The following is a 24,335-nucleotide window of genomic DNA, read 5'->3' as shown; positions in this document are numbered from 1 at the left end:
GTACGATTATGTTGTTATCATAACCTAATTACCGCATGCAAGCCAGATATCACTTGTAGTTTGGACTACGGCAACCTATTTGCATTCATCATTGGAGGTTATAGAGATATGGATAAACGGCCATCATGCTGCGCTGCAGCAAGAGAAGCTGGACCCCAAAGCACGGATGGACCACTATTTTCGGGCGAAAAAAACCAGATCATGGACAGGCCTGCTTTTGAAAATATGATTGTCATTCCAGCGGGAACTTTTACGATGGGTACTGACGCGCAGGACGGATTCCCGGCCGATGGGGAAGGCCCTGCCAGGCAGGTGACTGTCGATGCGTTTCAGATTTCTCCATACGCGGTTACAAACGCAGAATTCCAGGCTTTTATTGAAGCAACAGGTTATGTGACGGAGGCCGAACGTTTTGGCTGGTCCTTTGTTTTTCACCTGCTAGCCTCCGAAGAGACGAAGAGACGGGCAACTAACGTGCCGCAAGGCGCGCCTTGGTGGCTTGTCGCAGAAGGAGCGTACTGGGCAGCGCCGGAAGGTATAGGTTCTTCAATAGATGATAGGATGGATCATCCCGCCGTCCATATTTCATGGCATGATGCCGAAGCCTATTGCCGCTGGGCAGAGGCAAGATTGCCGACAGAAGCAGAATGGGAGTATGCGGCGCGCGGGGGATTGGAACGAAAAACGTATCCTTGGGGCGACTTGTTGAAGCCGGATGGCAAGCATCGATGCAATATATGGCAAGGGAAGTTTCCGGTCAAAAATAATGGGAGCGACGGCTACGTCGGAACCGCGCCAGTACATGCCTATGAACCAAACGGCTATGGACTGTACAATATGTCGGGCAATGTGTGGGAGTGGTGCCAGGATTGGTTCAGTTCCGCCTATCACCGCCAAACGGCAAGTGAAAATCCGATCTTCAACCAGCCTACAGGCAATCGCTCCATGCGGGGCGGCTCGTATCTTTGCCATAGGTCCTATTGCAATCGCTACAGAGTAGCGGCGAGAAGCTCGAATACGCCGGACAGCTCGACTGGAAATTGCGGATTTCGTGTCGTACGGCCATTATAAGGAGAAGCTACATAATCAAACCAGCAAGATCAAACCATTGATCCTGCTGGTTTTTTTCTACTTCATGCTAGAGTTATAAAGCATGCTTTTTACTATTGGAAATAGGCAACAATAAACTTTATCAGCTTAGTGTTGCTAAATTGACGATGCCCACATATAATTTTACCTAAGGAAACATTTTGTCGTTGATCAAAGAAACATTACCTCGTGCAATGTTCTAGACATAAATGAGAATGGAGATGTTCTGATTGAACGAAGCAGCCAAAGAACAGTCAATGAATGAGTTGTTATCAGGACGAACGAAAGGCCTCAAAAAATTGCTGCCGTTTCTTGGCCCTGCTTTTATCGCCGGCGTAGCGTATATTGACCCGGGTAATTTTGCCACCAATATTGCTGCCGGCTCCCAATACGGATATATGCTGCTTTGGGTGGTGCTAGTATCCAATTTAATGGCTATTCTTATTCAGGCGTTATCGGCTAAATTAGGAATTGCAACGGGAAAAAATCTTCCGGAGGTTTCTCGCGAAAATTTCCCTAAACCAGTCTCGTTTGGGTTATGGATTCAAGGGGAGCTAGTCGTCATCGCGACCGACCTTGCCGAATTTATAGGCGCGGCGTTAGGCTTATACTTATTGTTTGGCATTCCGCTGCTGCCATCCGCGATCATAGCAGCCATCGGCTCCTTTGCCATACTTGAGCTGCAGCGCAGAGGATTCCGCTCGCTGGAAGCGGGAATCATGGGCATGGTATTTATCGTGGTTTTAGCATTTGGCCTGCAGGTTTTATATTCACAGCCGAATACGGGAGAAATTCTTAACGGGCTGTTCACTCCACAGTTTAAAGGCGTAGACAGCGTGATGCTGGCTGCCGGCATTTTAGGGGCGACGGTTATGCCTCACGCCATTTACCTTCACTCTGCATTGACTCAGAAGAGGATTGTAGGGAGAACGGAAGGTGAACGCAAACGGATTTTCCGCTTTGAATTCATTGACATTATGATCGCAATGATCATAGCCGGTGTGGTTAATGCGAGCATGCTCATCGTTGCTGCAGCTTTATTTTTCAAAAACGGGTTGAATGTTCAGGATTTGGACGTGGCGTTTACTAAATTCGGCGATCTTGTCGGTCCTTTCTCCGCTATCTTATTCGGAATTGGTTTGTTGGCGTCAGGACTCGCAAGCTCGGCAGTGGGCACCATGTCCGGGGATATTATTATGCAAGGGTTCATTAGACGGCGAATTCCGCTTTATTTAAGAAGGCTCATTACCGTCATTCCGCCTATTGTCATCATCGCGATCGGGGTAAATCCAACGACGGCGCTCGTGATCAGCCAAATTATTTTGTCGTTCGGCATTCCGTTTGCGCTGATTCCCCTCATTATGTTTACAAGCAATAAGAAGATCATGGGCAGCCTTGTGAATCATAAAGTAACGAATGTGTTAGCATGGACAATAGCGCTTGTAATCATTTCTTTAAATGTTTTTCTGCTGTTCCAAACGTTGACTCATTTTTAAAGGCAGGATAGAAAGCAGCAAATCCCCTGAGAAGATCGTGCTTCGATCTTCTCAGGGGATTTTTGTGTTCATTCGTATGCTTGAGGAGAAAAGCTGCGTTTGCGGAAAGAGGTTGGCGATAGTCCAAGTCGGCGGATAAAAGCTTTGCCGAAATAAGCAGCATCATCGAAACCGACGCTGCTTGCAATTAATTGCACAGGAAGGTTCGTCTGGCTCAGCATGAGGCAAGCTTTTTCCATCCGGTAGCGGATTAGAAATTCATGGGGGGAGACACCCATTTGGGCATGGAACAGCTTGGTGAAATAGGAACGGTCCAAATCGACTTGCCGGGCAATGACAGAGATCGAAATACGCTTATGATAATGCTCTTCTATAAACTTTACTGCTTGCGCGACATATAACTCGTTGCTGTTTCTTCCTCCGCTGCGCTGCGGCTGCTGCAATTCCTTCTGCCTGTTCAGGAAGGTTGAGAATACTTGCAGCAACAATCCGCAGCAGTAGGTTTCGGCAGCAAGATCATTGATAGCGGAATGCTGGAGCAGCTCGGCCAGCAATTTCTCCGCTCGCGCGGGCTCGAGATGCGAATGGGTAGGCGATTGAACGGTCAGTCCTGCCGAATGAAGCAGCTTGGAAGCAAGCTGCCCGTCAATTCCGACCCAATAATACGTCCAAGGGTCCGTCTCGCTCGCGCGGTAGGAGGCCGGCTGATTGGGATACATGCAGAAGCTGTCTCCTGCTTTCAGCTTGTAATCGCAGCCGTCCATCGTAAAGATGCCGGAGCCTCTAACGATAAAATGGAGCAAAAAATGATCGCGCATGACCGGACCATTCTGATGAGAAGGAAGGCATTGCTCCAGTCCGCAGTAGTGAAGCCGAATATCTGTTTCCAAGCGACCGATCAGAAAATGTTCCGTAAATTGTTTTTCCAACCTGAATCCCTCTTTTCGTAAGCTGCGATTGGATAAAAATAGCACAAAGTTACTAGTCATATAAGCGATAAAGCAATGGTTAGATTAAAATAATAACACAATATAACTACTATTAAACACAATACTCTCTATAACTTCAACCCATTCAGGAGATATAATAATCTCAAAAATAATAGAAGCTCAGGGAGGCTTTACAGCATGCAGCTTACCGCTAAAGGGTTATATGAATATAAGCTTGAGAGCGTGGACTCCGTATTCCGCGCAACGCTTTCGGTTGAACGCGAATCCGAAGGCATTGAAATTGTACGCGTGAAAATAGAAGCGGACGCTCCGGCCGTGCCGCCCATATTCAATTTAAAATTTAGCCATCCCGTTATAGACGTGCAAGGCGTATGGCATCCAAACGCTCTGTATCAGAAATCGATTCGGGCAGATTGGATCCCGCTGCTGGATTCCAAATCGACCAGCTCCGCTCCGGTAGTCAGTTTATTCGGCGGAAAGGGAGTTAACAGGCTGACCTTTGCTTTTTCCGATGTGCTGAACGTCATTAAGTACGATGCCGGCCTCCACGAAGAGACCTCTGATTTTAACTGCATCGTTGCGATGTTCGACACGCCAACTCCGGAGCTTGCTTCATATGAAGCGGAGCTTCGGATTGATATTCGCGAAATTCCTTATTACACCTGTTTGGGTGATGTGAGTAAATGGTGGAGTGAATACGAGTCGAATAAGCCTTCCCGTGTGCCGGCAGAGGCGCTTGAACCTATGTATTCCACATGGTATAGCTTCCATCAGGAGCTGACGCCGGAAGCCATTGAGGAGCAGTGCCGCCTTGCACTTTCGATCGGCTGCAAATCGGTCATCGTCGATGACGGCTGGCAGACGGCAGACAATGCCAGAGGTTATGCGTTTTGCGGGGACTGGCAGGTATGCGAGGAGAAGATGATCGATATGAAAGCACATGTTGGGCGCGTGCATGCAATGGGCCTCAAATATTTGCTTTGGTATTCGGTACCTTTCATTGGAGTAAACAGCGAGGCTTGGACTCGATTCCAAAATAAATTGCTCTACAAAATGGATCACCTGGGCGCTGGCGTCGTTGATCCGCGTTATCCGGAGGTTAGGGAATATTTGATCAGCATATACGAGAAAGCGTTACTGGACTGGGATTTGGATGGTTTCAAGCTTGATTTTGTCGATGTATTCCAGCAGCAGGAGCAGGAAAACGAGAGCGCTGATCCGGGTCGCGATATCGCCTCGGTGCCGCAAGCGGTGGACGTGCTTCTAAGTGATGTCATGTCGCGTCTGCGCGCAATAAAGCCCGACATCATGATTGAGTTCCGTCAGCCCTATATCAGCCCGCTTATGCGGAAGTACGGCAACCTATTCCGTGCGGGGGATTGTCCAAACGATGCGGTGCAAAACCGAATCCGCACGCTCGACATCCGGTTATTATGCGGCGATACGGCGGCGCATGCCGATATGATCATGTGGAATCCGAACGAGCCGGTAGACAGCGCAGCGCTTCAATTAATCAACATTTTGTTTGCGGTGCCGCAAATTTCCGTTCGCCTAGAGACGCTTCCGCAGAAGCATCTGGATATGCTGACCTTCTGGCTTTCCTTCTGGCGCGAACACCGTGACGTGTTGATGCATGGACAGCTGCAGCCTCAGCATCCTGAGCAGCTCTTCCCGCTTGTGACTGCACGCAATCATGACCGTTCCATTACGGCCGTATATAACGATTGCGTTGTTTCGATTGATGCTGCTGCTACGCAAAAAATCGTGGTCGTAAACGGGACGCGCGGTGATCGGTTGATCGTGGAGACGGCTAAGCCTATTGGAGCTAGAAAGGTTCGCATACTTGATTGCATGGGCGTAGCGGTTAGCGGATTTGAGATAGATGGCGAGCAAAGCTTGCTATCGCTAAGCGTTCCGCCTTCCGGCCTCGTAATACTGGAATCGGTCTAACCTAACGACTATTGGAAAATGAGGTTCCGATCTTAAACAAAGAGGGTGTCTTCAGGCTTATGCCTTGGGAGACACCCTCTTTGCTGTATTCCGCTGCAAGGTTCCTTATTTCGCAGAGCCCAGCGGCATGCGGACATTTTCTCCGGAGAGGGAGCAGGCTTGCTCTTCAGCCATTTGTTTGCTTAATTTAGTATCGATAAAATCGACAACCTGCTGCAGGGAATCGATTTGACTAATGATTTTGTTTTTGTGGTTCAGCATCATGTCATGGAGCTCTGGAAATTCGGTAATATCAGCATCGGAAGACAGGTTTAAAAAAGGCTTCATATCCTCTAAAGGCATGCCTGTTTTTTTCAAGCAGGTAATGAGCTTCATCGTATCAACATCTTCCAAACGATACACGCGATGCTGGTTTTGTTTGCGCTCCGCTCGCGGCAGCAAGCCGATTTTCTCGTAATATCGAATCGTATCCCCCGTTAAGCCGGCACGTACTGCAGCTTCCTTAATGGAGTAGCCGTTAGCCTCATTCAAACGTTTCAACCTCCTCTTGCTCACGCTTTTATGTGTAGATTATATAACTTGGAGTCAGCTCCAAGTCAAGTTCGTTTTTTTGCTAAATGGCGCGCTTGACTTCGAGTCGGCTCCAAGTTATACACTGAGCACATCTCATCGATGATGGAATCGAAAAAAACAGTGGTGGAGGCAATTAGAATGAACAAAACAGGATATGGTCGAACCGCTCTTATAACAGGCGCAAGCAATGGAATCGGTCTGGAGCTTACTCGGAAAATGCTGGCTGACGGCTGGGAAATCATTGCTTTGATCCGTTCAGCATTCCCAGAGGACGACAAGCTGATCCAAGCGTCGATTAGCGAAAAAAAGCTTCGGATCTATCAAGCGGACTTAGCTCATTTCGATAGCTTGAGGCATGCTTTGAACCGGATCAAAGCGGAGGAAGGGAAGATTGATCTGCTGTTCAACAACGCAGGCGGCAGCCTCGCCGAGCCGACCTTCTCAAAGCAGGAGCGCGAGCTGCATTATGAGCTGCACACGGTCGTTCCGTACATTATTTTAATGGAGCTGAAGGAGCATCTGCAAAAAGGCGCTTTGAAAACCGTTGTGAATACCTCTTCCAACGCTTTTAAATTTCGCAAACGGTTTGATGCTGACACGTTGGAGCGTCCGACCGATTTCACTATGCTGTTTGGGCCTTATGCAACCTCGAAGCTGGCGCTTTCGTTATGGTCAAGGGAGATCGCTCCGCAGCTTGCGCGCGATGGCATAAAGATTTATAGCGTAGATCCGGGAGGAAACAATACGATGAGAAAGGGGCAAAAGTCGGGGATACCTTTTTTTATGCGACCGATTATTAAGCTTTTTTTCTCTCATCCAAGCAAAGGGGCTGCTCTTCTGTACCATGCTGCTTTGGGCGAAAATAAAGTGAAGTCAGGCGCATACATGATGAATGGCCGCCAAACGGAGCTTCATTTTACCGAGCAAGGCGGCAAGGTGTTGGAGAAAGTAAGGATGATTTATGAGCAGGAATTTGCGGCAGACACTGCACGGAAATAATTAAATGAAGCTGCAGCTCGGTCCGGGCAGTTTGATCCTGTCATTCAATCAGGTAAAATGGAAGTATAAGCAGAATGGATGATTTCGTTCATTCAGCCATCCCTATTTATAAGGAGACTCCATTTATGACTACACCGCTCGCACCACAGTTAGACCGCGAATATATCGTCAATCAACTAGAAGCTTTGCTGAATATACCAAGCCCTAGCGGATACTGCATGGCAATTATCCAGCATGTAAAGGCTGAGACGGAAAGGCTAGGCTATTCGCTTGAGATTACGCCTAAAGGGAACGGGATGATTACCATTCCGGGCAAAGAGACGGGCGAAGTGATCGGCATCACGGCGCATCTCGATACGCTTGGCGCGATGGTTCGTTCGATTAAGCCAAACGGCATGCTGCGCATTACGCCGATCGGCGGTTATATGATGCATACGGTTGAGGGCGAGTATGCGGTCATTCACACGCGTGACGGCCGAACATACGAAGGAACCGTCTTGTCTACGAAAGCTTCTGTGCATGTATACTCGGATGCAAGAGACTTTAAGCGCGAGGAAGCGAATATGGAAATTCGCATCGACGAGTTGGTGAAAACAAAGGAAGATACGGAGAAGCTGGGCATATCCGTTGGCGATTTCATATCATGGGACCCTAGAGTCCGTGTTTTTCCAAACGGCTTTGTTAAATCGCGGCACTTGGACGATAAAGCGAGCGTAGCAGCTTTGCTTGGCTTCATGGAATGGTTGAAGCGCGAAGGGAAAACGCCTACCCATACGCTTAAGCTCATTTTATCTACCTATGAGGAAGTTGGGCACGGAAGCTCCTATATCCCTTCGGATATTACGGAAATGATTGCCGTCGATATGGGTGCGCTCGGCGACGATCTCTCCGCAACGGAGCTGGATGTATCGATTTGCGCCAAGGATTCGACCGGACCTTACGACTATGAGATGACCTCGCGGCTAATTGAACTGGCTAAACGTGAAAAGCTCGCGTATGCCGTTGATATCTATCCGCATTATGGCTCTGACGCATCTGCGGCGCTGCGCGGCGGGAGCAATATTCGCGCAGCCTTGATCGGGCCAGGGGTTCATGCATCGCATGGCATGGAAAGAACGCATATGGATGCTGTCGTTAACACGGCGGCTTTGCTGCTTGCTTATGTGATGGAATAACACTCGGAAAATACGGATAAGCGATCAGTTTTGATATCTTGCTTTTACATTCCATAAAGCGTACAGCATACCAGTTATGGGGGTATACTGTGTGGTATGGAGGTGGGAGGAATGAAGGCGGAGGAACGAATACCGGAAGAGAAGTGGCAGGCGATTATAAGCAATGACGCTTCTTATGACGGCAGATTTATTTATGCGGTGAAGACGACAGGCATTTTTTGCAGGCCTTCCTGCAAGTCCAAAGCTCCGAATAAAGAAAATGTCAGGCTGTTTGAAAATGCGGAGCAAGCGCGTTCCGCTCATTTTCGCCCATGCAAAAGATGCAAGCCGACTGGTGAGCGAATGCCGGATGACGAGTGGGTCGATATCATTACGCAATATATTGACAGCCATTATAGAGAAATACTGACCCTCGACACGCTGGCGGATATGTGTCATGGCAGCCCTTATCATTTGCAGCGTACTTTTAAGCGAATGAAGGGAATGACGCCCGTTGAGTATATACAGCAGACGAGAATAACGAAAGCTAAGGAGTATCTTGCCCACACGGACCGAGCTGTTTCGGATATTGCGTTGAATGTCGGTATGGCAAACACCTCCTACTTTATTACGCTGTTTAAGAAGAAGACCGGGCGTACGCCAAATGATTATCGTCATTCCAAACCAAACAACGATGCGACGGAGGTGCCGCAAGGTGACGGAGAAAATTAGTTCGTTTATGTATTGGTCTTTGCTCGTTCATGGAAAATGGAGCATGTATGTTGCCGCGACGTCTCAGGGGTTATGCTTTGTGGGATCGCAAAATAAACCGTTCGAGGAGCTGGCCGCTTGGGCTGATGTGAAGTTCCCCGGCAGCAAGCTTGTTCGGGACGATGAGAAGCTGCAGCCATATGCGGCACAGTTGAGCGAATATCTTGAAGGAAGCCGCAAAGCGTTTACGATTCCCTTTGATTTTCGCGGGACATCGTTCCAGCTTGCGGTGTGGAAATCGCTTAGCGAAATTCCATATGGGCAAACCCAGTCCTATTCGGATATCGCTAACCATATTCAAAAGCCGGCAGCCGTTCGAGCGGTAGGGGCAGCTATTGGGGCAAACCCGGTTTTAATAACGGTGCCTTGCCACCGCGTAATCGGCAAAAACGGCTCGCTCACCGGTTATCGGGGCGGCTTAGAGATGAAGACCCAGCTCCTGCAGCTGGAACGGGATGCATGAAGACGGCGCTGTTATATAAAAACCCGAAGACGCTTCTTAATAAAGGCACAGGTTATCTAGAGGGGTACAGCCACTCGCTTAATCCCTACACCGGCTGCTCGTTTGGCTGCTCGTACTGTTATGTTCGGCAGATGCCGGTTTCTACGTTCCGTCAGGAAGAATGGGGAACGTGGGTAGACGTGAAAATGGGAGCCGCGGCTCTGCTGCGGAAGGAGCTGCACCGCGCGAAGGGCAAAGGAAAGGTTACGATTTTTATGTCATCGAGCACGGACCCCTATCAGCCTATTGAACATACAGAAAAGGTAACGAGATCGCTGCTTGAGGTAATGGTTGAAGACCCGCCGGACTTTCTGTTCGTACAAACAAGGAGTCCGCTCGTCCATAGAGATATAGATCTGCTTTTGCAGCTGGGAGACAAGGTACGGGTTAGCATGACCGTCGAGACGGATCTGGAGGATGTACGCAAACATTTTTCGCCGGCTGCGCCTCCGATTGCGGCGAGATTAAAGACGCTGCAGCTGCTGGCGGAAGCGGGTGTACCCGTTCAAGCGACTATCGCGCCGATATTGCCAAGCAGCGAAGCCTTCCCGGATAGGTTAAAAGCGCTGGTCAACCGTGTCTGCGTGGATGATTTTTTTATGGGAGACGGCAGCGGCGGGCGAAGAACGCGAAGTCTCGGCATAGACAGGCTTTATGCAGAGCTAGGTTTAGAGGAGTGGTTTTCGAAAGACGCATACCGGATCGTATACGACCGGCTTAGGCGAGTTTTTCCTGAGGATCAGATTTATCTGAGCCAAGAGGGATTTGCGCCTTAATAGGTGAGATTGGGGGTTAGCCCGCAGCAGGCTTATTCATTGGCTGCGTGGCTAGCCCTTTTTTAGTTGGGGGGAGAAGTGGCTTGTGGAATTACCGGGAATTTCTCCCGTTAATTTACTCTAGATGGAGCTGGAAATTGATTTAACTGGAAATTCTCCCGTTAATCTAAGCGAAAATGCCCTCAACGGGCAAAATCGAGCGGATTAACGGGAGAAATTCCATCTAATGCTAATGCGAAAAAAAGGTCGTTTGTAGCGATATTAGCTGGAGAAATTCCTTCTAATTGTAACGTGGTGTGAAAGTATTGGATTGGTGCTCATTGTGCTGCCCCACAAGTAGATATAGAAAGCATGGAACGACTCCCGCTTGGAGTTCCTTCTATTAAAGGTAGATCGTTTGTAGAGAAAGGAGGCAATAAGCGACTATATAAAGCAGCGATGTGTCCACTATGGGGAGAAAGTGTGCGATGAGCGATAGTTGATAGCAGCACTGTGCCCATCAAGCGGAGAAAGTGTGCGATGAGCGATAGTTGATAGCAGCACTGTGCNGCGATAGTTGATAGCAGCACTGTGCCCATCAAGCGGAGAAAGTGTGCGATGAGCGATAGTTGATAGCAGCACTGTGCCCATCAAGCGGAGAAAGTTTGCGATGAGCGCTACTACCGTCAGCAGCACACTAACCACTAATCGTAGACGGGCTGTTGATCAGCATGTCATCAGCGGTTCTATGTCCTCCCTACACAGTTAAACTGCGTAAAACACCAGCTCCCCGCAGTCGTGACTCCAAGGTATGCATGCGCTTTCTTTCGCCAAATTCGGCATTAGTAGGACGTTTGGAGAGGAGGAGGAGGTAGTTATTTTGGAATGAGATCCAACGCGATTACGGTGCAATTACAGTGCTTTTGAAGCTTTATATTTATCCCGATTCATGGAAGGAAATCCTGAATGGCTGTACAGCATGGAAGTCAAAAATCCGAAAAAGTAAGGGTCAAATCTGTTTAATGTACGTTTTTAGCAGTTAAGTGTTGGTGTTTTTGAGCGAAATACTGAATTATGATTTTTTTTTAATGTAAATCTAACGTTACGATGTGAGAAAATATGCGCAAAATCAGGCTTCGCGAATAATGTCGAACAGGGATTTTGTCCTGCTTAGGTAGGATACTGGTCAATAGTCCCTCCTTTTTACGTCAATAAAGCGCATTCATTTGCAAATTAAAAACGTTGAGCAACCTAACAAAACAGGAAAAACCCTTTAGCTATGGGGAAAAGTAGCGAATGAAGGTTTGGTAAAAATGAGTCTGAAGTGGGACTCTCTCAGAAAATTCATAAAGCGCTTCCAGTTGTCAGAATTATTAATTTCGACATCAAAATAGTGCCGTTTTATTTCCAACTATTCACATCAATTAGGAGTCCGTACTTATGAAAACCAGGATGAAAATGAGTACGAATGGCTAATCGACACCATGTCTTTATTCCCTCAAGAATTATTATCATCTGTGTCATACTAGATTGCAGGAAGGGTTTGACGATTCAACGTTAAGGAACGAGCGAGCCGAAGAATGGAGGTTTCAAAGATGAACATTTCAAATCAGGAGCAGAAGCGAGTAAGGCTGAAGCAATTTTTGAAAATACTATCCGAGGATCCTTCTCTCGTGCAGCAAGACGGGAAAACGGAAGCAAGAACATTGCCTGAGCTCCTTATGGCTACAGGATGCCGTCCGTGCAATGAACCAGTAGATATGGCTGAGCTGTTCTCGCAGCTTCTCGGCAAGCTGGGCAAACAAGCCTGCTCTGCCGATATGATGGAGCATGTTATGAATGGCGGAACAGTCGATGATTTTATGAACACTGCAAAATAATAGGTTCCGTCCTTGTTGTCAGGCATTCATGAAACAGGATATACCTAATCAATAAATCACGCCTAAAAGGTCGCGTTTTGAATAATTAAAGAATTTTAATATTCGATAAGAACAACTTTCATGAAGCTGCAAGGACGGATGACTTTATTAGTAACGGAGGAAATCAATTGGAATTAAAACAGTATTGGATCATCGTGAAGAGAAGGCTATTGATGATTGCTTTAATTATTGCCGTCAGCTGTCTAACCATCGGAATTTACTCCAATTACTTCATCACACCACAGTATGAAGCATCCGCCAAATTAATCGTCAACGATTTTAAAGGCAGCAGCTCGCTGCTTCCAAGCATAGACGTTGGCTCGATCAACTCCACGATTGGACTTATCAAAACCTATAAAGAGATTTTAAGAACGCCGCGAATGATGAAAAAGGTCGTTAAGCAGTATCCGGACCTTGGCGTCACGTACGGCGAGCTGATCAGCAAAGTATCCGTAAGCTCGGTGAATGAGACGCAGGTCATGTCCATATCCGTCAGGGATGATTCTTACGCGCAAGCGGCTAGAATCGCCAACGCGATTGCGATCGTTTTTCAAAAATCGGTTCCAGAGCTTATGAAGGTAGACAACGTATCGGTTTTGGACCAAGCCGACCCGAAGGAGAATCATGCGCCGGTAGCACCGAACCCAAAAATGAACATTGCCGTCACCTTTATGCTGGCCTTGATGGTAGGTGTAGGACTTACCTTCCTGCTTGATTATTTGGATGACACGATTAAGACCGAGGAAGACATCGAGGCGCTCCTTGAAGTTCCGGTACTATCGTCCATTCCGAAGTTTGAAGAGAGGGATGCGCTTGAGAGAAGCAGCGCACCGGCAAAGACGTTAGCAGGGAGGGAACAAAATGTCTCGCTTGATACCTAAATGGAACCTTATTACCGAGCTTAATCCAAAATCGCCGATTTCAGAGGGCTACCGCATGCTGCGGACGAACATCGAGTTCTCGACCATTAACCAAAAGCTGCAAATCATCATGGTTACCTCCTCCAAGCCGAGCGAGGGCAAAAGCACAACATGCGCCAATATGGCGGTTGCATTCGCTCAAGCCAACAAAAAGGTACTGCTTATCGATGCCGATCTGCGCAAGCCGTCACAGCATCATATTTTTGGAAAATCGAACCGCAGCGGCTTAACGACCGCATTGTTTAACCAGCTGAAGCTGGAGGACATCATTCAGTTCACGGGTACCGAGAATCTATCGATCATTCAAGCGGGGCCAACGCCTCCTAATCCATCGGAGCTGCTCTCGTCGGATCAAATGGCAGATTTGCTGAAGAAGGCTAGGGAACGCTACGACGTCATTATTATCGACACGCCGCCAATTATGTCCGTAACGGATGCTCAGATCGTAGCGACTCAAAGCGACGGCGTCGTTCTGGTCGTCGATTCCGGAAAAGTGAAAAAAGACGTGGCGCTCAAAGCGAAGGCTTCACTTGAGCATGTGAAGGCGCGGTTGATCGGCGTCGTGCTCAACAAAATCAATCGAAATCATTCGGATATCTATTCCTATTACTACGGAGAGAAGACGGACGCTTAAATGCGAGCCGGTCCCGAGTAGCCAAAAGCAAGGAATGGATAGGTAATGTCTCCTGCACCTCTATCACCGGAGGCACTCGGTCATGCTGTGGGTCAGCCGACCTTAGACGTTAATCGTCAAGGGTGTGACGTGAGGAGGGGTTCGATGCCCCTGTATATATACAAAAAATATAATAGGATAGGGTGAAGTCAGATGAAAAAAGTGAGAAAAGCCATTATCCCTGCCGCAGGACTCGGCACCCGTTTTTTGCCAGCAACTAAAGCGATGCCTAAAGAAATGCTTCCTATCGTCGACAAGCCGACTATTCAGTATATCGTAGAGGAAGCGATTGAATCAGGCGTAGAAGACATCATCGTCGTCACAGGTAAAGGTAAACGTGCGATTGAGGATCATTTTGATATCGCGTTTGAGCTTGAGCATATTTTAGAGGAAAAAGGGAAATTCGATATTTTGGAAAAGGTAAGAAAATCATCAAATGTGAATCTCCATTACATAAGGCAAAAAGAAGCAAAAGGACTAGGGCATGCCGTTTGGTGCGCGCGCAACTTTATCGGCGACGAGCCGTTTGCCGTTCTGCTTGGCGATGATATCGTCGAGGCTGAGACGCCATGCACAAGGCAGCTTATCGAGCAGTATGAAAAAACAGGGCGTTCCGTCATTGGCGTTCAAAGCGTGGGCGTCGATCAAACGCATCGTTACGGTATCGTTGATCCCGGACAGCGGTTGGACAATTTATACGAGGTTAATAGTTTCGTAGAGAAGCCGCCGCAAGGACAAGCGCCTTCCAATCTAGCGATCATGGGACGTTATGTGCTAACACCGGAAATTTTCGAATATTTGGGGCGGCATGAGCGCGGCGCCGGGGGAGAAATTCAGCTTACGGACGCGATTCAAAAGCTTAATATGGACCAAGGCGTATATGCTTTCGACTTCCAAGGCACTCGGTACGATGTCGGCGAACAGCTTGGCTTTATTATGACGACACTCGATTTTGCGCTTAGGAACAATGAGCTGAAGTACAAGCTTATGACCGAGCTTGAGGAATTGATGGAGCGGGAGCTCAGCAAGCAATTATTATCCGGAAGGAGCGATAGAAGATGACACCTCCACAATATCAGGATGAAGCGGTAGTCGGCGTATCTGATTACTACTCGAATACGATTGCAGGGCGCGATGATCGCCAAGCGGTTACGATGTATTCAGTAATGAAGCGTACGATTGACATTGTTGGTTCGCTAGTCGGTTTAATGCTGTTAAGCCCGCTGTTTATCATTATCGCTATCCTTATTAAGTGGGAGGATCCGAAAGGGTCTGTCTTCTTCTATCAAACAAGGATCGGCAAAAATGAGAAGCCGTTTCGGATGTTCAAATTCCGCTCGATGCTGACCGGCGCCGAGGATAAGCTGAAAGAGTTGCTCGATAAGAACGAAATTAAAGGCGCAATGTTTAAAATGAAGGACGATCCGCGCATTACGAAAATCGGCAAGCTAATCCGGAAAACAAGCATTGATGAGCTGCCGCAATTGCTGAACGTGCTAAGAGGCGAAATGTCCTTGGTCGGTCCAAGACCTCCGCTTCAACGGGAAGTGGCGGAATATACCGAGTATGACAAGCAGCGCCTGTCCGTAACGCCTGGCTGCACAGGGCTTTGGCAGGTTAGCGGCAGAAACAATCTTTGCTTCAAGCAAATGGTTGAGCTGGATCTGGCTTATATCGAGAAAAGATGCATTTGGTTCGATATTAAAATTATGCTGAAAACGGTGAAAACCGTCGTTAGCTCGGATGCTTATTAATAAACAAAGTTTTGCTTCGCGAAACTAAGCCTATGCTTACGATGATAGTTTTGCTTCGCAAAACTTTAAGGAGTTGATGAAATGGCAAGAGTCCTGCATATATCGGAGTTTACGAAGGGCGGCATTGAAACCCACCTGAACGAGGTGCTGAGTTACCAATCGGGCAGACATGATATCTATCTTATGGCTTCCGAGCAGAACTCACGCCCTGAGTCGCTTCAGATTAGCCAAGACCGTTTGTGCTTGTATCCATACAAGCGGAAGCCGGCTTATTTCCTTCAAGCGATAAAAGCCATTCATCACAAGGTAAAGGCGTTTAAGCCGGATATCGTTCATGTCCACGGAACGTTCGCAGGTGTTTTCCTGCGGACGTTGTTTTTTTTCAAGAGCCGCAGGCCGGTCGTCATTTACAACGCGCATGGCTGGGCTTTCCTGATGGACACGAAGCCTTGGAAACAACGGGCCTTTGCTTTCGTGGAGAAGGTGCTGGCACTCCGTACCGACTACATTATCAATATCTCTAGGCATGAATATGAGATGGCTATGCATTACGGATTGCCAGCCGAGAAATCGGGAGTCGTCTATAACGGCGTTTCCGATACGATTGCTTCCAGCAAACCACCCTTTGATACGCAGCAAGACAAAATCAATTTGCTCTACGTCGGCCGCTTCGACCGCCAAAAGGGCTTTGACCTGCTGCTGGACGTATTCAACGAGCATAAGTTCAAGAACGTCCATCTCTATTTGGTCGGAGACACGGTGCTGGAGGAAGTTGAATATGTTTTCCCTGACAATGCGGTCAAGATCGGCTGGGTAGACAACTCCGAGATCGACCGTTACATGAGAGCCTGTGATGCGGTTATCATTCCATCGCGCTGGGAGGGCTTCGGCATCGTCGCCATTGAAGCGCTGCGGAACAAGAAGCCGGTCATTGCAAGCAATCGGGGCGCGCTTCCGGAAATTATCCGGCATGGCCTGAATGGTTACATCTTTGATTTTGAGAACAAGCAAGAGCTGGCTGACATCGTCCATAGGCTGGACAAGCCGACGCTGGAGGCGATGGGACAGACCGGGCTGAATATTTTCCAAGATAAATTTCATTCGGTTCAAATGAACAAGCAGATTGAGCGGCTTTATGAGGAAACGTTGCAAAAACGAAAAGATCCGTATTCCGCAGCAATCAAAAAATATGTCTAGATTTACGGGGATGGAGAGAAGATGAGCCTAAGCTTGCAGAGCAACCTTACGACTAATGATAAATTAGCCAAGAAAGAGGGCAAGGAACAGGTCTTTTTGGCGATCTACCTGAGCCTATTGCTGGTGCTGACCGTCTATCAGGATTTCCCGTTAGTCAATATGATCGGTGAGATCGGCAGATCGCCTATTATTCTTATGCTGCCGCTGTTTATGTTTTGCGAGATTGCAATGCTTGCGAAACATAAGAGGGTGATGCATGGGTCGGTGCTGCAAAAGTATTTGTTCGGCTTTATCCTTTATTTGAGCTTTATCAGCATCGTCTACCTGCTCGTTCAATTCATACAGGGCAGCTACAGCTTCGGCTCGGAAGGGCTGCTTGGCAAAGCGATAAAGGTTTTGATCTATTTTGTGCTGATCCTGCTTTATATCAGGCATATGCAGCTCGTATTTTCCAAGATCAAAAGCTTTAAAGTGCTGTATGGCTGCTTTCTTGCAGTCGTCACGCTGCTTGCGGCCATTATGATTTTGGAGCTTATGAGCATGCCAAACGCCTTTACGTATTTGCATTCAGGGAACCATCCTTATTGGCGGGTTAGAATGTTAACCTCGGAGAGCAGCACGACAGGCTCGATCGTCGTTGTATACTCTGCGATACTCGTTTATTTGACCAAATATTTAAGCAGCTTTGCAAGAACGCTGTCCATTGTTTACGCTTCAAGCTTCTTTCTGTTTTATGTGTTCATTACGGGTTCAAAAGGGTTCATGATCATTATTTTGCTCACGCTGGTCGTGACGATGATCAAGTTTTTGGATTTTCGAAAAAAGAAAAACTTTATTTTGCTAATCTCAGTCGTACTGGCCATGTACATGTTCATTACCAACTTTTCGGCAGGGCTGGTCAGCTCGTTTAGCAATGACATCGAAAACTACACATCTTCCTACACGCGAATGGGAACGATCATTATCTCGCTGGCCACCGTCCTTCACAATCCGCTCGGGGTCGGCACAGGAGCATACCTCATGTATTTTGATAAGTATGTGAATGATTCGATTAGCTTGATGTCCCATTTTTACTACAACATGTTTGGCATTAGCCAAATTAATGCGGGGGAGCTGTTGCAATATTCGGGCTCGGATAAAAACTTAGGCGTTAAATCAGGCTTTTTCCAGTGGGTGATGTTCGGCGGAATTTTTTCGGTGCTGTTCTTCTACCTGCTCGCCAAAAACCTGATTATCAAAGTGAAATCCAGCTCCATTCTTTTTTTAGCGCTTGTGTTCATTTTATTCTCCATGCTTCTCGTTACCTTAGAAATCAAGTACGAGGTGTGGCTGCTGTTTGCTTTTATTAGCCTTTTTCTTGGCAAGAACGAAATCCAATCATCAAAAAGGTCGGGGGTAGTCAAATGAAAATGCTAGTAGTGTGCAGTGATTTCCCATATCCCGCCGACCATGGCGGAAGAGTCGACACTTGGGGCAGAATCAAGGTGCTCGCTGAGCTCGGCTGGAAGCTTCATCTGCTCGTATGCGGCAAGCAGACGCCGTCTAAGGAAGAAATGGAAGCTGTGTATGACTATGTAGAAGAAATTACACTCTGCGATCGCAGAAGCAAGCTTACGGATCTGCTCCACGTCATTCCGATGCAGGTACAGTCCAGAAGCGAGCTGCGAAGCGTCAAGCTGTCAGGAGATTACGATTATGTGCTGCTTGAGGGCGACTATGTGTACCCGGTGCTGCAAAATCCGAAGATCAGGCAAGACACGGCGATCCTAAGAGTTCACAACGATGAAGCGGTCTACTTCAAGGCGCTTGCCAGAAGCACCAAAAACGTCGTCCATAAAATGTATTACCACATGGAGAGCAGCAAGTTCGCGATTTTGCAAAAAAGAATGCTCGAGAAGGTCGACAAATATTTGTTTATATCGAGCAAAGAATTTGAAAATTTCCAAAAGCAAAATCCAGCGGCAAAGAGCTTGTTCCTGCCTCCGCCTGTCTCGAAGGTCAGCTTCGAATCCAGTGATTTTCAAAACAAAAATGTCGTATTTATCGGTTCGTTATTTATGCCGAATAACCGGGAGGCGATTCAGTGGTATCTCGAGCATATCCATCCGCTGATGCTGAAGGAGCCGGAGTACAAGTTCATCATAGCAGGCAACAGCAGAAAGCAGAGCTTAAGCTGGCTTGAGCCGTACGATATGACGAACGTGATCGTGCATGATACGCCGAAGAGCCTCGACGACATTTATAGAAGCGGTTATTTATTCGTTAATCCGATGCAAAACGGAGCGGGCGTCAAGCTGAAGACGATTGAAGCGATCCAGAACGGCTTGCCGGTCATCTCGACCTCCATCGGCTATGAAGGAACCGGGCTAGTCGATAATGAGCATATTATGGTCGCCGACCGGCCGGAGCTATTTTACGCGAAAATCAAGCAGCTGTTCGATAACCCGCAAGCGGCGAAGGCGCTGCTGGAGTCGTCGCAAAGCTTCTTACGCACGCATTACAACCATAAAGAGGTGCTGAAGTCGTTTATTCAGTCCTTAAATACCAGTTATAAAGTAAAGCAGGTGCTGTAATGGACAAGCGAAAAATTAACGTTATGTTTGTGACCCATGCGGATAAAAAAGGCGGCGCCGAGCAGAGCCTCATCCATCTCATCAATTATTTGGACTCGTCGAAATACCGGATCTTCTTGTTAAGCCCCGGCGATGCGTCGTATTTGCATGAGATCCGTGCGGAATATGTACATTTCCCGCTGCATCTGAACAGCATTAAGCAGAAGTTTGGCTTAGGCTATATCGAAACGGTGCTTAAGATCAAGTCATTCGTTCGGAAAAATAAAATCGACATCGTGCACGCCAACGGCTGGCGGGCTCCGTGGTACACGGCTCCGCTAAAATTTCTGGCGAAATCCAAGCTGGTCTGGCATCACCGCGATTATACGCATTTGCGCATGTTCAATCAGGTGCTTCCTCGTTTCTTTGACCGGGTTATTTGCATCTCGCATTTTGTGGCGAACTCGATCCAAGGCAGCAACAAAACGATTATTTACAATGGCGTTGACCCTGAGCTTGCCTTGACGAAGAAGAGCCGGACTTTTATGGAGGATGACACGCTTGTCATCGGAACGTTCGGCCGAATCGTGGAATGGAAAAGGTATCATCTCATGATTGAAGCCGTCAAGAAACTAGCCGACAGCAACCGGAACAACTGGAAGCTGCTTATCGTAGGGGATGCTTCCGTTGACGGGTCGGATGGTTATTACAATGATATGATCCAGAAGGTGCTCTCTTATGGATTAGAGCATCAGGTTATCTTCTATGGCTACAGCAATAAACCGCTTGATGTCATGAAGGAATGTGATCTTACGATCAACTTCTCGCTTAACGAGCCGTTTGGCAGAGTCATTATTGAATCGATGCTCGTTGAAACGCCTGTTATCGTAGCGGATTCCGGCGGAGCGCCAGAAATCATCCATCATACGAATGGCGGCTTTATCGTGAAGGACGGCGATGTAGACGAGCTGTATCAGACGATCCAGCGGGTATATGACAAGAACGTCGACCATCAGGAGATGTCTAATCGCGGTTACACCAGCGTAATGAACGATTTTAACATGAGCACGATTGCCAAAAAAGTAGAGTCCACTTACAGTCGTTTGCTCGCGCCAAACGTGAAGCCGGAAGCGGCAGGAGGAACGGATGAGTACAGCATACAGTCAAATTAGCTTCGGCAAGCTGCTGGCCGTTCTGAAGGGAGCGGCTGTACTTCCGATCAAGGCGAGCTCGGTCGGCAGGCTTGGCAGAATAGCCGGGAAGCTTAATGTGAAGAACAAGGGTAAATTTGATATCGGCAAAAATGTTTCCTTCCAAGGAAAGCCGTTTCCGTCTTCGATTACGGTCGAGAAGCAGGCTGAGCTGTGGGTTGGCGATAACGTGTTTTTTAATTATGGCCTCGATATCGGCTGCACGCAGTCGATCCGAATCGGCAGCAACACGATCATCGGTCCGATGGTGAACATTATCGATACGAACTTTCATCCTGTTGACATGGAGGACCGGTCGGTGAGCAAAAACATTGTCATCTCGGATAATGTCTGGATCGGACGCGGCGCCGTGATTTTGCCGGGCGTTACGATTGGCCAAGGCTCGGTCATTGCGGCAGGCAGCATCGTAACGCGGGATATTCCGGCAAATGTGCTGGCAGGCGGCACGCCTGCCAAGGTGATTCGCGAGCTCCGGGTAACGAATGAATGGATTCGCAGATACAACTGATCGAGGGCGGAACGGCTTTGGAGGAATATCCAGCGGCAATGATTCAGGTTAGGCTAGGGAGCGTATGGCGATGAAAGTATGGATGTGGCCAAAATCGAGTGATTTGAACTTTTACAATGATTTGTTAACGAATTCGCTGAGCGGCGCAGGTATGGAAGTAAAGGATTTGAAGCATGGCAAGCTGATGCTGAAGGTCGGCGGGACGAGAGCAGGAGACATTGTCCATATCCACTGGATGCATCATGCCTATCAAAATCGCAATTTGCTGCTGTTCATCGTAAAATCGTTCATTTTTTTCATGACGATGGTTTATTTGAAGGTGCGCAAGGTGCAGCTTGTCTGGACGATTCATAACCTGTATCCGCATCAAGTGAAATATAAGAAGCTGGAGCGCTTCATGCGCGGGTTGATTTGCAAATTTTGCAGCAAGCTGCTGGTAGCGTCCGAGTCGATCAAACGAAAGGTCATGATGGAATTCGGAGTTCCGGCAAGCAAGCTTTTTGTGGTAAAGCACGGACATTATCTGGGCGTTTATAAGCCAAAGGGCATCGATTGCAGGAAGGCTTACGGCATTAGCGAGGATGCGGATATTTATTTGTTCTTAGGCGCGATTAAAGCCTATAAAGGCGTCGAGGACTTAATAGAAGCTTTCAATGCGGTGAAGACGAAGCAGTCCTATCTGATCGTAGCCGGCAAAGCGGACAAGCAGATGGAGTCTTATTTGAAGCGTGTAGAGGATAAGGAAAATATGATTTTGGATTTGCGCTTCATTCCAAATGAAGAGGTTGCCGATCTGATCAGCGCCGTCGACGTGATGGTCATGCCGTACAAGGAAATTACGACATCAGGCTCGGCGATTCTCGGCTTGTCGTTCCGAAAGCTGATCGTCATGCCGGACAATGATTTTATCGACGAGTACTTCAAGGAAGACATGGTCGTGAGCTACAACCCGAATGATTACAACGGCTTGGAGAATGCGATGAAAGCAGCCTTGAACGTGAAGCGGGAGCAGCGCTCGCCGCAGTATGAAGAGGTGCTGAAGGAATTGGAATGGAGCACGATTGCGCAAAAGATAAAAAACGTTTACCAAGGATGGGGATAAAGGATGAAGGTAACGGTGGCCATCTGCACCCATAACCGGGCAAAGGATACGGGAGAAGCGATTGAAAGCGTCCTTGCTCAAAGCTATGAGCGGGAGCAAATTGAAATTGTCGTCATCGACAATCGTTCGACGGACAATACGGCAGAAGTCGTAGGCGGGCTGGCGCGGATTCATGGTCCGGCCGTGCGCTATATTTTTGAGGATAAGCTCGGGTTATCGGTGGCACGCAACCGGGCGATTAAGGAAGCGAGAGGCGAATATATTCTCTTCCTGGATGATGATGCGATCGCCTCCCGCCACTGGGTGCGGCAAATTGTGGAGGTTTTCGAGAGCGATCCGCTGATCGGCTGCGTAGGCGGCAAAATCGATCCGATCTGGGAAGCAGCGGAGCCCGATTGGATTCCGAAGGAGCATCGCTCGGTGTTTACGATTCTCGATTATTCGAATGAAATTAAGGAAATGCCGGCGCCGGCGATTCCATACGGAGCTAACGTTGCTTTCCGAGCCAGCGTCTTTCGGAAGTTCAAGCCTTTCCGCGAGGATCTTGGACGGGTCGGCAACAATCTGCTGTCGAGCGAGGAGAGCGAGCTGATTGCGCGGATTCGTGAGAGCTATAAGGTGTACTATACGCCGTTCGCGCCCGTCCAGCACAAAATCGCCAAAGAGCGCACGACGAAAAAATGGTTTTTAAAGCGGATCTATTGGCAGGGAGTCAGCGATGCAGTGAAGCGGCAGGATCGAAGCATCCTTGCCGTTGTGAAGCATTCGATTCGAATGGTTCAGGCGATCGGAACGTCGCTGCTGTCTATCTTTCATTTTAAGAGATTTATTAGCCAGGTTGTGAAAATATGTTACCGCAACGGATCGCTGGTCGGCATCCTGCGATATAACGGTAGGGGTTGACTTGATGTCACAGCTTGCCATTCATAAAGCTTGGAAGGGCAACGGACTCGTACAGACGATTATGCGGACTAGCGCGACTAATTTATTAGTGATGGTCATTAGTACGCTGACCTCGATCGTAACGGCGCGCATGTTCGGCGTTGTCGGGAAAGGCGAGTTCTCAGCTATCTTATTTTGGCCGACGCTGCTCGCGGGTCTCGTAGGGTTCGGCTTGCCAACCTCGCTTATTTATAACATGAAACAAAATAAAGGCAGCGGCGGCGATTTTGTCAGGGCGGGCTTCCTCTTCCAAATTCCGGTCAGCATCGTCATTGGCGCGGTTGCTTGGATTTGGCTGCCGGTCTGGCTTGGCAATTACCCCGCTGACATCGTTCAAATCGCTAGATGGTATACGGTGCTCATGCTGCCGATCCTGCTTGCGATCAATTTAATATCGGCTCTGGCACAGAGCACAAGCAAGTTCAACGTATACAACGGCGTACGCTTATATGTTCCGCTGTTCAACCTGGCGGGACTCATGGTGCTATGGGCGATCGGGGATTTAAGTCTTCAGAACGCTTCGCTCATCTTTCTTGTGACTAGCGTGCTTGTCGTATCGTGGTCCTTATACAGCATAAGGGATGCGCTCCGCATCAACTGGCTGAAGGGGCTTGGCAATCGGTTGGCGGCTAAGGCGCTGTTCGGCTACGGCAGCAAGGTATTCTGGGTAGAGCTGCTCGGCACGCTGTACTCGCAGTTCGATAAAATCGTCATTCTATCGATGCTGACAGCGAGGGATCTTGGGCTTTACACGGTCGTTTATGCGCTGTCTCGCGTATTCAATGTCGTGCAGATGGCGATTACGAATGTTGTGTTTCCAAAGGTAACCGGCATGGACAAGTCAGCCATTATCGCTACGGTTGGCAGGGCATTTCGGTTATCGATGCTGCTGATGACGATCGTCGTTATTCCGAGCATGTTCATCGGCCGTTATCTGATGGGCATCCTGTTCGGAGCGCCGTTCCTCGAAGCAAGCAATGCCTTCTACCTGCTGTCTATCGAATGCATTCTCGGAGGCGGCTCTTGGATTCTAGCCTCCGCTTTTAATGCGATGGGACGGCCGGGGCTTGTGCTGGTGCGCCAGTTGATTGCCTTGGCGGCAACGATCGGTTTGTTTTTTGTGTTTACGCCGTTGTATGGGCTGAACGGCATCGCGCTCGCCTTATTGATCGGCGCTGTCATCCGCATGGCGGTAACGATGACGTCGATGCGGTTGATTTTTGGGGTAAGGCTTAGCAATATGCTGTTTGATAAAAATGATTTCCGTTTTCTGATCAATCGTTTGAAAGAGAAAAAACAACGTAAAGGAGCGCGCTGA

Annotated in this window: 23 protein-coding genes; 21 read left to right on the top strand and 2 right to left on the bottom strand. The window is 48.2% G+C overall.

Annotated features, from left to right (window positions below; all coding sequences use genetic code 11):
* Positions 1-201 precede the first annotated feature (201 nt).
* Together ADU23_RS03060 and ADU23_RS03055 are read left to right on the top strand one after the other, a co-directional pair.
* A complete protein-coding gene (locus ADU23_RS03060; RefSeq protein ID WP_442950642.1) occupies positions 202-1,071 on the top strand; it encodes a formylglycine-generating enzyme family protein in 870 nt (289 codons plus the stop codon).
* Between the two features lie 275 nt (positions 1,072-1,346).
* Entirely contained in the window at positions 1,347-2,585 is a 1,239-nt protein-coding gene (locus ADU23_RS03055; protein ID WP_053377437.1) for an Nramp family divalent metal transporter, read from the top strand.
* Positions 2,586-2,653: 68 nt separating this feature from the next.
* Here ADU23_RS03055 and ADU23_RS03050 read toward each other — a convergent pair whose 3' ends face one another.
* Complete coding sequence (locus ADU23_RS03050) at positions 2,654-3,514, bottom strand: AraC family transcriptional regulator (RefSeq protein WP_053372398.1); 861 nt, start codon at positions 3,512-3,514, stop codon at positions 2,654-2,656.
* A 198-nt stretch (positions 3,515-3,712) separates the two neighbouring features.
* Between ADU23_RS03050 and ADU23_RS03045 the strand changes: the two genes are divergently transcribed.
* Positions 3,713-5,485, top strand: coding sequence for a glycoside hydrolase family 36 protein (locus tag ADU23_RS03045; RefSeq protein ID WP_053372397.1), 1,773 nt, complete (start codon positions 3,713-3,715; stop codon positions 5,483-5,485).
* 105 nt (positions 5,486-5,590) lie between these two features.
* Here ADU23_RS03045 and ADU23_RS03040 read toward each other — a convergent pair whose 3' ends face one another.
* Entirely contained in the window at positions 5,591-6,016 is a 426-nt protein-coding gene (locus ADU23_RS03040) for a MerR family transcriptional regulator (RefSeq protein ID WP_053372396.1), read from the bottom strand.
* Positions 6,017-6,196: 180 nt separating this feature from the next.
* Between ADU23_RS03040 and ADU23_RS03035 the strand changes: the two genes are divergently transcribed.
* The 18 genes from ADU23_RS03035 (at position 6,197) to ADU23_RS02950 (ending at position 24,335) form a co-directional block, all read left to right on the top strand.
* Positions 6,197-7,057, top strand: coding sequence for an SDR family NAD(P)-dependent oxidoreductase (locus ADU23_RS03035; protein WP_053372395.1), 861 nt, complete (start codon positions 6,197-6,199; stop codon positions 7,055-7,057).
* A 125-nt stretch (positions 7,058-7,182) separates the two neighbouring features.
* Positions 7,183-8,232 carry a M42 family metallopeptidase gene (locus ADU23_RS03030; RefSeq protein WP_053372394.1) on the top strand — a complete coding sequence of 350 codons (1,050 nt, stop codon included), beginning with the start codon at positions 7,183-7,185 and terminating at the stop codon, positions 8,230-8,232.
* Positions 8,233-8,343: 111 nt separating this feature from the next.
* Positions 8,344-8,943 (top strand): bifunctional transcriptional activator/DNA repair enzyme AdaA, encoded by a 600-nt coding sequence (locus tag ADU23_RS03025; RefSeq protein ID WP_231637300.1) that lies wholly within the window; start codon positions 8,344-8,346, stop codon positions 8,941-8,943.
* A 7-nt stretch (positions 8,944-8,950) separates the two neighbouring features.
* Entirely contained in the window at positions 8,951-9,445 is a 495-nt protein-coding gene (locus tag ADU23_RS03020) for a methylated-DNA--[protein]-cysteine S-methyltransferase (RefSeq protein ID WP_053377436.1), read from the top strand.
* A complete protein-coding gene (locus ADU23_RS03015; RefSeq protein ID WP_053372392.1) occupies positions 9,442-10,260 on the top strand; it encodes an SPL family radical SAM protein in 819 nt (272 codons plus the stop codon). Before ADU23_RS03020 ends, ADU23_RS03015 begins: the two co-directional genes overlap by 4 nt.
* Before the next feature lie 1,574 nt (positions 10,261-11,834).
* Positions 11,835-12,119 carry a hypothetical protein gene (locus ADU23_RS03010; protein WP_053372391.1) on the top strand — a complete coding sequence of 95 codons (285 nt, stop codon included), beginning with the start codon at positions 11,835-11,837 and terminating at the stop codon, positions 12,117-12,119.
* 167 nt (positions 12,120-12,286) lie between these two features.
* Positions 12,287-13,039: a YveK family protein gene (locus ADU23_RS03005; RefSeq protein WP_053372390.1), complete on the top strand. Its 753-nt coding sequence runs from the start codon at positions 12,287-12,289 to the stop codon at positions 13,037-13,039.
* Complete coding sequence (locus ADU23_RS03000) at positions 13,020-13,712, top strand: CpsD/CapB family tyrosine-protein kinase (RefSeq protein ID WP_053372389.1); 693 nt, start codon at positions 13,020-13,022, stop codon at positions 13,710-13,712. Before ADU23_RS03005 ends, ADU23_RS03000 begins: the two co-directional genes overlap by 20 nt.
* Before the next feature lie 192 nt (positions 13,713-13,904).
* A complete protein-coding gene (galU, locus tag ADU23_RS02995) occupies positions 13,905-14,813 on the top strand; it encodes a UTP--glucose-1-phosphate uridylyltransferase GalU (protein WP_053372388.1) in 909 nt (302 codons plus the stop codon).
* Positions 14,810-15,505: a sugar transferase gene (locus ADU23_RS02990; RefSeq protein WP_082198210.1), complete on the top strand. Its 696-nt coding sequence runs from the start codon at positions 14,810-14,812 to the stop codon at positions 15,503-15,505. The genes galU and ADU23_RS02990 overlap by 4 nt, the downstream gene beginning before the upstream one ends.
* 81 nt (positions 15,506-15,586) lie before the next feature.
* Positions 15,587-16,702, top strand: a complete 1,116-nt coding sequence (locus tag ADU23_RS02985) for a glycosyltransferase family 4 protein (RefSeq protein WP_053372387.1) — start codon at positions 15,587-15,589, stop codon at positions 16,700-16,702.
* A gap of 21 nt (positions 16,703-16,723) precedes the next feature.
* Positions 16,724-18,109 (top strand): hypothetical protein, encoded by a 1,386-nt coding sequence (locus ADU23_RS02980; RefSeq protein WP_053372386.1) that lies wholly within the window; start codon positions 16,724-16,726, stop codon positions 18,107-18,109.
* Positions 18,106-19,275, top strand: coding sequence for a glycosyltransferase family 4 protein (locus ADU23_RS02975; RefSeq protein ID WP_053372385.1), 1,170 nt, complete (start codon positions 18,106-18,108; stop codon positions 19,273-19,275). The genes ADU23_RS02980 and ADU23_RS02975 overlap by 4 nt, the downstream gene beginning before the upstream one ends.
* On the top strand, positions 19,275-20,426 hold the full coding sequence (locus ADU23_RS02970) for a glycosyltransferase (RefSeq protein WP_053372384.1): 1,152 nt from the start codon (positions 19,275-19,277) through the stop codon (positions 20,424-20,426). Before ADU23_RS02975 ends, ADU23_RS02970 begins: the two co-directional genes overlap by 1 nt.
* A complete protein-coding gene (locus ADU23_RS02965) occupies positions 20,401-20,973 on the top strand; it encodes a DapH/DapD/GlmU-related protein (protein ID WP_053372383.1) in 573 nt (190 codons plus the stop codon). Before ADU23_RS02970 ends, ADU23_RS02965 begins: the two co-directional genes overlap by 26 nt.
* 70 nt (positions 20,974-21,043) lie before the next feature.
* The gene (locus tag ADU23_RS02960; RefSeq protein ID WP_053372382.1) at positions 21,044-22,075 is read left to right on the top strand and encodes a glycosyltransferase family 4 protein; all 1,032 of its coding nucleotides are present in this window, start codon (positions 21,044-21,046) and stop codon (positions 22,073-22,075) included.
* Between the two features lie 3 nt (positions 22,076-22,078).
* Positions 22,079-22,978: a glycosyltransferase gene (locus tag ADU23_RS02955; protein WP_053372381.1), complete on the top strand. Its 900-nt coding sequence runs from the start codon at positions 22,079-22,081 to the stop codon at positions 22,976-22,978.
* A gap of 4 nt (positions 22,979-22,982) precedes the next feature.
* On the top strand, positions 22,983-24,335 hold the full coding sequence (locus tag ADU23_RS02950) for an oligosaccharide flippase family protein (RefSeq protein ID WP_053372380.1): 1,353 nt from the start codon (positions 22,983-22,985) through the stop codon (positions 24,333-24,335).

Origin of the sequence: Paenibacillus sp. FJAT-27812, from assembly GCF_001273905.1 — a bacterium.
Lineage (GTDB): Bacteria > Bacillota > Bacilli > Paenibacillales > Paenibacillaceae > Pristimantibacillus.
Note: the sequence above shows the minus strand (reverse complement) of the source record. Positions and strands in the feature narration are given on the sequence as shown.